Origin of the sequence: Brachybacterium sp. HMSC06H03, assembly GCF_001807385.1 — a bacterium.
Lineage (GTDB): Bacteria > Actinomycetota > Actinomycetes > Actinomycetales > Dermabacteraceae > Brachybacterium > Brachybacterium conglomeratum.
Genome location: NZ_KV788802.1, coordinates 1 through 11,306, shown reverse-complemented (window position 1 = coordinate 11,306; position 11,306 = coordinate 1). Strand labels below are relative to the sequence as shown.

Annotated in this window: 10 protein-coding genes; 7 read left to right on the top strand and 3 right to left on the bottom strand. The window is 72.7% G+C overall.

Annotated features, from left to right (window positions below):
* The 3 genes from HMPREF3159_RS09050 to HMPREF3159_RS09040 all read right to left on the bottom strand — a co-directional run.
* Window positions 1-1,866 (bottom strand): alpha-mannosidase (locus HMPREF3159_RS09050; RefSeq protein WP_371441706.1); only part of this gene is annotated, 1,866 nt, incomplete at its 3' end.
* Window positions 1,867-1,951: 85 nt separating this feature from the next.
* Window positions 1,952-2,758, bottom strand: a complete 807-nt coding sequence (locus tag HMPREF3159_RS09045; RefSeq protein WP_070500727.1) for a serine hydrolase domain-containing protein — start codon at window positions 2,756-2,758, stop codon at window positions 1,952-1,954.
* Window positions 2,755-3,588, bottom strand: coding sequence for a serine hydrolase domain-containing protein (locus tag HMPREF3159_RS09040; protein ID WP_070500728.1), 834 nt, complete (start codon window positions 3,586-3,588; stop codon window positions 2,755-2,757). The genes HMPREF3159_RS09045 and HMPREF3159_RS09040 overlap by 4 nt, the downstream gene beginning before the upstream one ends.
* A gap of 317 nt (window positions 3,589-3,905) precedes the next feature.
* On the opposite strand from HMPREF3159_RS09040, the gene HMPREF3159_RS09035 reads away from it, so the two are divergent.
* From HMPREF3159_RS09035 to HMPREF3159_RS09005, 7 genes are all read left to right on the top strand, one after another.
* On the top strand, window positions 3,906-4,667 hold the full coding sequence (locus HMPREF3159_RS09035; protein WP_070500726.1) for a L,D-transpeptidase family protein: 762 nt from the start codon (window positions 3,906-3,908) through the stop codon (window positions 4,665-4,667).
* Between the two features lie 232 nt (window positions 4,668-4,899).
* Window positions 4,900-5,613 (top strand): FhaA domain-containing protein, encoded by a 714-nt coding sequence (locus HMPREF3159_RS09030; RefSeq protein WP_070500725.1) that lies wholly within the window; start codon window positions 4,900-4,902, stop codon window positions 5,611-5,613.
* 7 nt (window positions 5,614-5,620) lie between these two features.
* Window positions 5,621-6,148 carry an FHA domain-containing protein FhaB/FipA gene (locus tag HMPREF3159_RS09025; protein WP_070500724.1) on the top strand — a complete coding sequence of 176 codons (528 nt, stop codon included), beginning with the start codon at window positions 5,621-5,623 and terminating at the stop codon, window positions 6,146-6,148.
* On the top strand, window positions 6,145-7,407 hold the full coding sequence (locus HMPREF3159_RS09020; RefSeq protein WP_070500723.1) for a PP2C family protein-serine/threonine phosphatase: 1,263 nt from the start codon (window positions 6,145-6,147) through the stop codon (window positions 7,405-7,407). The genes HMPREF3159_RS09025 and HMPREF3159_RS09020 overlap by 4 nt, the downstream gene beginning before the upstream one ends.
* Window positions 7,407-8,798: an FtsW/RodA/SpoVE family cell cycle protein gene (locus HMPREF3159_RS09015; protein ID WP_070500722.1), complete on the top strand. Its 1,392-nt coding sequence runs from the start codon at window positions 7,407-7,409 to the stop codon at window positions 8,796-8,798. The genes HMPREF3159_RS09020 and HMPREF3159_RS09015 overlap by 1 nt, the downstream gene beginning before the upstream one ends.
* Window positions 8,795-10,240 carry a peptidoglycan D,D-transpeptidase FtsI family protein gene (locus HMPREF3159_RS09010; protein ID WP_070500721.1) on the top strand — a complete coding sequence of 482 codons (1,446 nt, stop codon included), beginning with the start codon at window positions 8,795-8,797 and terminating at the stop codon, window positions 10,238-10,240. The genes HMPREF3159_RS09015 and HMPREF3159_RS09010 overlap by 4 nt, the downstream gene beginning before the upstream one ends.
* Window positions 10,237-11,306 (top strand): serine/threonine-protein kinase (locus HMPREF3159_RS09005; RefSeq protein ID WP_070500720.1); only part of this gene is annotated, 1,070 nt, incomplete at its 3' end. The genes HMPREF3159_RS09010 and HMPREF3159_RS09005, both read left to right, overlap by 4 nt.

Genomic DNA, 11,306 nt, shown 5'->3' with positions numbered 1-11,306 from the left:
CGCCTCGCCCTGCCCGCCGGCCGCGGCGAGCGCGGCGAGGGAGCCGGCGATGATCCGCTCGGCCCGTTCGGCGAGCGCGGCGTGCTGGGCCTCGGCCTCGCGGTGCACCCAGGCGATCGAGGAGCCGGGGAGGATGTCGTGGAACTGGTTCAGCAGCGTGTCCTCCCACAGCGCGGCGAGCTCGTCGTGGGGGTAGGGGTGCTCGGCGCGGAGCGCGGCGAGGGTCGCGAGCAGCTCGGCCTCGTGCAGGAGGTGCTCGCTGCGGCGGTTGCCCTGCTTGGTGCCGAGCTGCGCGGAGTAGGTGCCGCGGTGCAGCTCGAGGTAGAGCTCTCCGTTCCACACGGGCGCGTCGGGGTACTCGGCGCGGGCCCGCTCGAAGAAGTCCTCGGCGGTGCCGAACTCGACCTTCGGGGAGCCCTCGAGGTCGGCGGCGCGGCGCCCGGCGGCCATCATCTCGCGGGTGGGTCCGCCGCCGCCGTCGCCCCAGCCGAACAGGTCGATGCCGATCGAGGAGCGGCCCTTCTCCTTGAAGTTCCGCTCGAAGTAGGCGAGCTCGGATCCGGTGAGGGAGCCGTTGTAGGTGTCGGCGGGCGGGAAGTGGGTGAACACGCTGGTGCCGTCCAGGCCCTCCCAGCGGAAGGTGTGGTGGGGGAAGGTGTTGATCTGGTTCCAGGAGACCTTCTGGGTCAGGAAGAACTCCTGGCCGGCGAGCGCGGCGATCTGCGGCAGCGCGGCGGAGTAGCCGAAGGAGTCCGGCAGCCAGGTCTCACGCGTCTCGACCCCGAGCTCCTCGAGGAAGAACCGCTTGCCGGCGACGAACTGCCGTGCCATCGCCTCGGAGCCGGGCATGTTGGTGTCGGACTCGACCCACGTCCCGCCCACGGGCACGAAGCGGCCGCCGGCGACGTGCTCGCGGATCCGCGCGAACAGCTCCGGGTACCGGTCCCGGATCCAGCGGTACTGCTGGGCGGAGGAGGCGGAGAAGGTGATGTCGGGGTCGTCCTCGATCAGGGTGCAGGCGTTGGAGAAGGTGCGGGCGACCTTGCGCACCGTCTCCCGCACGGGCCACAGCCATGCCGAGTCGATGTGGGCGTGGCCGGTGGCGAGCACGGTCAGGGCGGAGGAGCCGGCCGTCGCGGCCAGCGCCGGGGCGAGCGCCTCGCGGGCGGCCCGGGCGGTGCCGGGCATGTCGTCGGGGTCGGCGACGTCGCAGGCGGTCTCGAGCGCGCGGAGGATCTCGTGGCGGCGCGCGCTGGTCCCGGGCAGCTCGTGCATGAGACCGGCGAGGGCACGGACGTCCTCGTGCAGCTCCCAGATCCTCACGTCGCGGCGGGCGAGGTGGAGCTCCTCGATCGTGTAGAGCTCCTCCTCGGGCACGGTCGCGAGGTCGCCGAGCGGGGTCGGCGCGAAGGTCCAGTTCCCGGCGACCATCGGGTTCGCGGCGCACTCGAGGTAGTAGTCGAGCTCCTCGCCGGGCCGGACGGGGAGGTGCCGGTTGCAGGGGTTGATCCCCTTGACGGGCACGCCGTCGGGCGTGAACACGAGCGCCTCGGCCTGGAAGCCGGGCTGTCCGGTGAAGGCGAGGTCGACGATCAGCTCGGGGACGGAGTGCTCGTCGGCGGCCCAGTCGGAGGGGACGGTGCCGGTCACGTGCAGCCAGGTGGTGGACCAGGCGCGTCCCAGCGGCGCCCCGACCTCGACGGGGCCGTACTCCCGGGCGATCGCCTCGCGCGGCGGGATCGGCTCGCCCTCGAGCCGGTGCGCGGTGATCGTGACCTCGGCCCGCTCCTGGTGGATCCGCGGGACCAGGTGGTCCTGCGTGAACCGGCGGATGCGGGCCTCGGTCAGCTCCCGGTCGTCGAACATGTGGCGGCTCCTTCGGCGCGTGGGACGGGTCGCGGGGTCTCGTCGGCCCTCCAGCGTCCCGGGGTTCTTCCTGGACGCTATCGCGTCAGCGGTGCGCGGCGAGCACGGCGTCGCCGAGGCGCGGCATGATCTCGCGGTGCGCGTCGCAGAAGTCGTGCGAGGTGCCGACGACGAGGGCGAGGTCCGCCTCCGGGTCGATCCAGAAGGCGGTGCCGCGCATGCCGAAGTGGCCGTAGGTCCGCTCGCTGCCGGTGGTCGCGGTCCAGTGCGGGGACTTGGTGCCGCGCACCTCGATGCCGAGCCCGAAGGGGTTGGGGTCCTGCTTGCCGAAGCCCGGCATGATGCCCACCAGCTCCGGGAAGTGGACGCCGACGAGCTGGGCGTGGACCTCCTGGTCCAGGAGCGTGGGGTGCTGCAGCTCGGCGGCGAGCAGGGCGAGGTCGACGAGGGCGCCGGAGGCGCCGACGGAGGCGGAGCCCTCCCACTCCAGGCCCGTCATCCCCAGCGGGTCCGCGATCCGCTCCTGGACCCAGTCGCCGAAGTCCCGGCCGACGGCGCGCTCGACGTGGCGGGCGGCCTCGTCGATGCCGTAGTTCGAGTAGTGGCGTCGCAGGCCCGGCGCCTGGAGGGTCGCGTCGGACTCGTAGAAGCAGCCAGAGGCGTGGGCGAGGAGGTGGCGGAGCGTGGCGCCGGGCGGGCCGGCCTCGTCGTCGAGGGACACGCGCCCCTCCTGGAGGGCGAGCGCGGCGCCGAGGCCGGTGAGGGCCTTGGTGACCGAGCGCCAGGGGCGGATCCGCTCGACGTCGCCACGCCGCTCCCGCTCCCCCTCGGGGCCGAGCACGATCGCGGCAGCCTCGAAGCCGAACTCGTCCAGCAGTCCGAGGGCGCTCATCGGCCCCTCCCGCCCCCGGCGAAGCGCTCGAGGATCGCATCGGTGATCCCGGGCCAGATCCGCACGTGGTCGGGGCCGAAGCGCCGCTCGCCGAGGAAGGCGGCGGCGAGGCCCGCCTCGGGGTCGACCCAGAGGAAGGAGCCGGACTGCCCGAAGTGGCCGAAGGTCCGCGGGGAGGAGTGCGCGCCGGTCCAGTGCGGGTCCTTGCGCCCGCGGATCTCCATGCCGAGGCCCCAGTCGTTCGGCGTCTGGCGTCCGTAGCCGGGGAGGATCCCGGCGAGCCCCGGGAACTGCACCGTGCGCATCTCCTCGTGGAGGACGTCGGAGATCAGGGTGGGCGCGAGCAGCTCGCGGCCGACGACCAGCAGGTCGGCCACGGTGCCGCGGTAGCCGGCGGCCGGGGAGCCGTCCACCTCGAGGTCCACGAGGTCCAGTCCCTGGATCACGGTCTGCTCCATCCACTCGGGGAAGTCGTATCCGGTGGACTCCTCGACGTGGGCGGCGAGCACCTCGAAGCCGGTGTTGGAGTAGATGCGGCGGGCGCCGACCGCGCCGACCGTCTCCTCCCCCTCGAAGGGATAGCCGGCGGTGTGCGCGATCAGGTGGCGCACGGTCGCGCCCTCGGGCCCGGCGGGCTCGTCGAGGTCGACCAGGCCCCGCTCGACGGCGACGAGCACGCCGAGGGCGGCCAGGGGCTTGGAGACGCTCGCGAGGTCGAAGACCCGCCCGGTCTCGCCCTGGAGATGGACGGTGCCGCCCGGGTCCGTGACGCCGAGGGCGTGGGCGGCGTCGAGGTCGACGGGGATCACGGGCGCGGTGGAGGGTTGCACGCGCTCCACTATGGCACGGGCCCTCCGCCCGCCGAGGGCCGTCCCGGACCCTGCCGGCGAGCCCGCCCCGGAGCCCGCCCGGGAGTCTGCAGGGCCGCTCCGACCGTGCCGTGACCGAAACGTTATATGTCCGTTTCGTCCGCTCACCTGCGGCATCACAGAACCTTTACACACCATGGGTCGGCCAGGCGTCTTTTCCGCTTGTTTACTCTTTCTTGACCCGTGCAGGATGTGACCCCTGGCGCCCGCAGCGGCGCCGGACCACCCGCCCGCTCCACAGAGCACCGGGCGACCGCACGCACACGAGGGGAAGACCGATGGACCTGACGATCGCACCGAGACCCGACCGTCCGACGAGCGCCGGGGGCGCCGACGGAGGGGCGGCACCGCTGCCGGCCCCGAGCCGACGACTCCTGCTGCTGGGCGTGGGCACGCTCGGCGCCGGGCTCGCGCTCGGCACCGGGGTCGCCGACGCCGCCGGCCCGACGCTCCGCAAGGGGGACCGCGGCAGCGCGGTGTCCACCCTGCAGAACCGGCTGAACGCCCTGCGCTACTGGTGCGGCACTCCCGACGGCAGCTTCGGGCACCTCACCCAGCAGGCCGTCTTCGCCGTGCAGAAGGCCGCCGGCCTCGGCCGGGACGGCGTGGTCGGCGCGAGGACCTGGGGCGCGCTCGATGCGGGGAAGCAGCCGGGCCGCCGGATCACCAGCGGCAGCGGATTCGAGGTCGACCTCTCGAGGCAGCTGCTGATCCTCACCGGGGGCGGCCGCATCGCCTGCATCCTGAACACCTCCACCGGCAGCGGGGAGCGCTACTATTCCGGCGGCCGCTGGAAGACGGCGACCACGCCGAAGGGCGACTTCCGGATGTACCGCCTGCACTCCGGGGGCTGGCAGAGCGGGCCGCTGGGGAACATGTACCGGCCCGGCTACTACGACCGCGGCTGGGCCATCCACGGCTCCACCTCGATCCCCGCCCATCCCGCCTCGCACGGCTGCAGCCGCATCTCCGTGGGCGCGTCGGACTACCTGTGGGCGCGCGGCTGGTTCCGCACCGGCCAGCGGGTGCTGATCCGCTGAGGCACGGACCAGACCACGGATCATCCGACCCGCCCGCTGCGCCCCGGCGTCCTGCCGGGGCGCAGCGACGTCCCGGGACCGCCGCCTTCACCCCTCCTGCACGATTCCCTCGCCGCCTCCGCGCCCTGCGCGCCCGGTCGGCGCCCTGCCACGCGCTACGATCGGGGGGCGCGCAGCCCCGTCGACGGGTCGCTGCCCGCACCTGGCAGCCCAGCGAGAGCGAAGGACCACCGTGGGGATCTTGGATCGGATCGAGCGCAGCCTCGACCGCGGCGTGACGAGCGTGTTCTCGCCCGGTCGCGGGCAGCTGAAGCCCCTCGACCTGGCGCAGGGCCTCAAGCGCGAGTGCGACGACCAGATCCAGGTGCTCGACCGCACCCGGACCCTGGCCCCGAACGTGTACACCGTCTACCTGCACCCGCAGGACTTCGAGCGCTTCTCCTCCTGGCAGGACACCCTCCTCGACGAGCTCCAGCGCGTGCTCATGGAGCATGCGGACAAGCAGCGCTACATGTTCGTCGGCGCCGTCTCCGTCGCCCTCGAGCAGGACGAGGAGGTCCGTCAGGGCCGCTTCGAGACCGAGTCCCGCACCGAGCGCGGCAGCGTCGCTCCGGCGACCGGCGCCGCCCAGGACAGCCCCGGCGGCAGCCCCATCGTCGAGATCGACGGGCAGCAGTACCTGCTCACCGGCCCCGTCACAGTGATCGGCCGCGGCGGCGACGCGGACATCATCCTCGAGGACACGGGCGTCTCCCGGCACCACCTCGAGCTGCGCGCCGAGCCGGACTCGTCCCTGGTCGCCACCGACCTCGGGTCGACCAACGGCACCTTCGTCGACGGCGAGCGCATCCGCACGCCCGTCCCGCTGCACGACCGCTCCCTGATCAAGATCGGGCGGACGCGCCTGACCGTCCTGCTGCCGGGCTCGGGCCCGGCGGCCTGGTGAGCGCCCCATGAGCGAACTGACCCTCGTCGCCCTGCGTCTGGGCCTCGTCCTGGCGCTGTGGATCTTCGTGGTGGTCGTGGTGCTCGTGCTGCGCAACGACCTCTTCGGCACCACCGTCGTCACCCGCTCCAGCCGCGACCCGCGCCGCGAGCAGCGACCGGCCTCCGGCCCGATCGGCGGCGCCGCCTCCCAGGCGGGCGCCGACCCCGCCTCGCTGCGCACCGATCCGGAGATCACCCAGGCCGCGATGGTCGTCACCGCCGGGCCGCTGCGCGGCACCTCGCTGACCCTCGGCTCGACCCCGATCCTCATCGGCCGGGCCCCCGAGTGCACGCTCGTGCTCGACGATGACTACGCCTCCAACCGACACGCCCGCGTCTTCCAGCGCGAGGACGAGTGGATGGTGGAGGATCTCGGCTCGACCAACGGCACCCTGGTCTCCGGGCGGCGCATCGAGGGCGCGGTGCCCTTCCGGCCCGGGGCGCAGGTGCGGATCGGCCGCACCGAGATCGAGCTGAGACGAGGTCCGCGATGAGCATCGCCCTGCGCTACGCCGCCCGCTCCGACGTGGGCCTGGTCCGCTCGAACAACCAGGACTCCGCCTACGCGGGCAGCCACCTGCTGGTGGTCGCCGACGGCATGGGCGGCCATGCCGGCGGCGACGTCGCCTCCTCGGTCGCGATCGGGCGCCTGGCCACCCTGGACTCCGAGACCCCGGCCTCCGACATCGTCGCGACCCTCGAGGAGAGCGTGCTCGAGGCGAACCAGGAGATCCTGCGCCGCGCACGGGACGAGCCGCAGCTGCGGGGCCTGGGCACCACGATCACCGCGCTGCTGCGCGCCGAGGGCAAGTTCGCCCTCGCCCACATCGGCGACTCCCGCGCCTATCTCCTGCGCGACGGGGAGACCGTCCAGATCACGAAGGACCACACCTTCGTCCAGCGCCTGCTGGACGAGGGCCGCCTCACGGAGGACGAGGCCGAGCGGCATCCGCAGCGCTCGGTGCTCATGCGCGTGCTCGGCGATGTCGACGCGGATCCCGAGCTGGACCTCTCGCTGCGCGCGGCCCATGTGGGCGACCGCTGGCTGCTGTGCTCCGACGGCCTCTCCGGGCTGGTCTCCCTCGACACGATCGACGCGACCCTGAAGGACATCGAGGACCCCGGCGAGTGCGCCGACGCGCTCGTGCAGCTCGCCCTGAAGGGCGGCGGTCCCGACAACATCACCTGCATCGTCGCCGACGTCGTGGACCTCGACGCCCTCCCCCGCGGGGTCGAGGCGCCGTCCACGACCCCGCAGATCGTCGGCTCCGCGGCGCGGAACCGGCACCGGCCCACCGCCGCCTCCGGTCCCGCCGCGAAGGCCGCCGCGCTCACCCGCGAGGAGCCGGAGATCCCCTACGAGGACGAGGACTTCTCCGAGGAGGAGCCGCCGCGGCGCAGCCCCTGGCCCGCCGTCGTCGTGCTGGCGCTGCTGGTCGCGCTGCTCGGCGGGCTGCTGTGGGGCGGCTACGCCTGGTCCCAGCGGCAGTACTACGTCGGCACCGACGGCACCCGGGTGGTGCTCTACCAGGGCCTCGCCCAGGATCTCGGCCCCGTCTCCCTGTCCCAGCCGCTCGAGGTCACCGACATCGAGATCGAGGACCTCCCCGAGATCACGCGCCAGCAGGTCGAGAGCACGATCAGCGCCTCCGACCGCGAGGGCGCCGACCAGATCATCGACCGTCTCGAGCAGGCGGCGGCCGCGAACCGGCCGCCCACGGCCGGCTCCCCCGACGAGGGCGAGGCGACGTAGTGGCCACCATCGTCTCCTACACCGCACGGCCGCGCCGCCTGATCCAGGCCCTGCTGCTGCTCCTCGCGGTGGCGGTGGGCGTGGGGGCTTACGCCCTGGTGGGGCTGGGCCGCTTCGACGAGCTGCCCGCGAACCTGCTCCAGGTCGGGATCGGCGCGCTGGTGCTCGTCGCCGTGCTCCAGATCGCCGTGATGTGGCGCGCCCCCTACGCCGATCCCGTGATCCTGCCGATCGTGGTGCTGCTGAACCTCCTGGGCGTGACGATGATCGAGTCCGTCCACGCCGCCAACGAGATCTACGGGTTGCGCAGCTCCGCGAGCGCGGACCGCCAGATGCTGTGGGCCGTGATCGGGGTGGTGCTGTGCGCGGCGCTGCTGGTGCTGCTGCGCGACCACCGATGGCTGCGCCGCTACACCTGGATCAGCGCCGTGGCGGGCGGCGTGCTGCTGCTCCTCCCGCTGGTGCCCGTGATCGGCTCGGCCCGCAACGGCTCGAAGATCTGGATCTCCGTCGCGGGCTTCAGCTTCCAGCCCGCGGAGCTCGCGAAGATCGCCTTCGCGGTCTTCTTCGCCGGCTATCTCGTCGCCCGGCGCGACACCCTCGCGCTCGCGGGCCCGAAGGTGCTGGGCATCCATCTGCCGCGCTGGTCGGACTTCGGCCCGATCCTGGTGGCCTGGGGCTTCGCGATGGCGGTGCTCGTCTTCGAGACGGACCTGGGGACCTCGCTGATGTTCTTCGGCCTGTTCGTGGTGATGCTCTACGTCGCCACCGACCGGCTGAGCTGGCTCGTGATCGGGGCGGTGATGTTCCTGCCGCCGGCGGTCTTCGCCGCGACCCAGATGAGCCATGTCCGCACCCGCATCACCTGCTGGCTGGACCCGCTCTCGGGCGAGAACTTCTCCTCCTGCGAGCAGATCAGCCAGGGCCTGTTCGGGCTCGCCAACGGCGGTCTGGTCGGCACCGGCCTCGGGGAGGGGCGGCCCGACATGGTGCCGCACGCGGAGTCCGACTTCATCTTCTCCTCCTTCGCGGAGGAGATGGGCATGGTCGGCGCCTTCGCGCTGCTGCTGCTGTACCTGCTGCTGGTCCAGCGCGCGATCCGCGCGGCCGTCGGCATCTCCGACGGCTTCGGCACCCTGCTCGCCGGGGGGCTCGGCTTCGTGATGGCGCTGCAGGTGTTCGTCGTCGTCGGCGGCGTGACCCGGGTGATCCCGCTGACGGGCCTGACCCTCCCCTTCCTCGCCGCGGGCGGCAGCTCGCTGGTGTGCAACTGGATCATCGCGGGGATCCTGGTGCGCCTGTCCGACGCGGCCCGGCGCCCCGCCGCCCGCCAGGTCGAGGGGACCCTGCCCGGCTCCCCCGCCCGCACCGGCCAGGAGGCGATCGCGTGAACAAGCCCCTTCGCCACGTGTGGCTGGTGGTCGGCGTGCTCTTCGTGCTGCTGTTCACCTCCACCACCTACTTCCAGGTCATCGCCCAAGGCCGGCTCGCCGCCCACGGGCAGAACCAGCGCACCCTCCAGAGCGAGTACGGCCGCCATCGCGGACCGATCGTGGTGGACGGGCACGCGATCGCGACTTCGCAGGAGTCCGAGGACACCTACGGCTACCTGCGCACCTACGACCCCGGCGCGATGTACGCCCCGATCACCGGCTACTACTCGGTGGTCTACGGCTTCACCGGCATCGAGCGCTCGCTGAACGACACCCTCTCGGGCGAGGCGGACTCGCTGTTCTACCACCGCCTGGCCGATGTCGTCTCGGGCCGCGAGAACCAGGGCGCGAGCGTCGAGCTCACCCTCGACTCCGCCGCCCAGCAGGCGGCCTGGGACGCGCTGGACGGCCGGCGCGGCGCCGTGGTGGCGCTGGACCCGGAGACCGGCGCGATCCTCGCGATGGTCTCCGCGCCGAGCTTCGACCCCAACGAGCTCGCCTCCCACGACACCGGCGCGGTCTCGCAGGCCTGGTCCTCGCTCAACGAGGACCCCGAGCGGCCGCTGACCAACCGTGCGATCGGCGGGGACCTCTACCCGCCCGGATCGGCGTTCAAGCTCGTCACGGCCTCCGCGGCGCTGGAGACCGGCGACTACACCGCCGAGTCGGTGATCCCCGGCCCCGGGAAGTACGAGCTGCCGAACTCCTCGTCGACGATGAACAACTTCTCCGAGGGGCGCCAGGAGCCGTGCGGCCCGGACGACGAGTCCACGCTCGCCGAGGCGCTGCGCCAGTCGTGCAACACCTCCTTCGGCATGCTCGGCGTCGAGATCGGGCAGGACCAGCTGCGCAGCACCGCCGAGGAGTTCGGCTTCGGCCAGGACCTCTCGATCCCGATGGGCGTGACGCCCTCCCGGATCGGCGAGGGCCTCGACGACGCGCAGCTGGCGACCACCTCGATCGGGCAGTACGAGACCCGGGTGACGCCGCTGCAGATGGCGATGGTCGGCGGGGCGTTCGCGAACGACGGCGTGGTCATGCAGCCGCAGCTCGTCCAGGCCGTGCGCACGGGCGACCTCTCCACCGTCTCCGAGCTGACCCCGAAGGAGGTCGGCCAGCCGCTGTCCGCCGCGAACGCCGCGCAGATGCGGCAGATGATGGTGGGCGTGGTCGAGGACGGCACCGGCTCGGCGGCGGCGATCGACGGCGTCGAGGTGGGCGGCAAGACCGGCACCGCCGAGTGGGGCGAGGACCGCTCCCCCCACTCCTGGTACGTCGGGTACGGACAGACGGACGAGCAGAAGATCGCGGTCGCGGTCGTGGTCGAGGAGGGCGGATACGGGTCGCGCACCGCGGCACCGATCGCCCGTGACGTGATGGAGGCGGTGATCCAGCGATGAGGACCGAACCGGGGCTCGTGCTCGAAGGACGGTACGAGCTCACCTCGCTCATCGCCACGGGCGGAATGGGTCAGGTCTGGAAGGGCCGCGACCAGGAGCTCGAGCGCGATGTCGCGATCAAGGTGCTGCGCGAGGAGTACGCCGGCGACGAGGGCTTCCTCAAACGCTTCCGGGCCGAGGCGCGGCACACGGCCGCTCTCTCCCACGAGGGCATCGCCGCGCTGTACGACTACGGCGAGCTCGACGGCCGCGCCTACATCGTGATGGAGCTGTGCCCTGGCCGTCCCCTCTCGGACATCATCGAGGAGAACCCCGGCGGGCTTCCCGAGAAGCGCGTGGTCCAGCTGATGATCGAGCTCGCCCGGGCGCTGGACGCCGCCCATTCCAAGGGCGTCGTGCACCGCGACGTGAAGCCCGAGAACGTGCTGGTCGACGAGAAGGACGGGTGGTCCATGAAGATCACCGACTTCGGGATCGCGCGCAGCAAGGACCAGGCGCGGCTGACGAAGACGGGCCTGGTCATGGGCACCGCCCAGTACCTCTCCCCCGAGCAGGCGATGGGCAAGCAGGCCACCTCCCTCTCGGACATCTACGCCCTGGGCATCGTCGCCTACGAGATGCTCGTGGGCAGCCGCCCCTTCACCGGCTCCAGCCAGGTGGAGATCGCGATGGCGCAGGTCAAGCAGCAGCCGCCGGAGCTCCCGGAGGCGATCGGCGCGGACCTGCGGCGGCTGGTGATGATGATGCTGGCCAAGGCGCCCGCGAACCGTCCCCGCTCTGCGGCGGCGGTCGCGCGGATCCTCGAGGCGATCCAGCGCGGGGTCGAGCCGCGCTTCACGACCGGGGCGATCCCGGTGACGCGGGTCGAGGACCACGACTGGACGGGCGAGAACCGGGTGCGGCCCGCCGGCTCCGGGACCGGGGAGCAGGCACCGCGCCCCGGCGCCTCCCCCACGGGCACGCGCACCGCGGCGATGCCGCTGCCTCTGTCGGGCCGCAGCCGCGGCATCCGCCATCGCTCGGGGGCCTCGGGCCCTTCGGCGCTGTCGGCGGCCTCGGCCGGCTC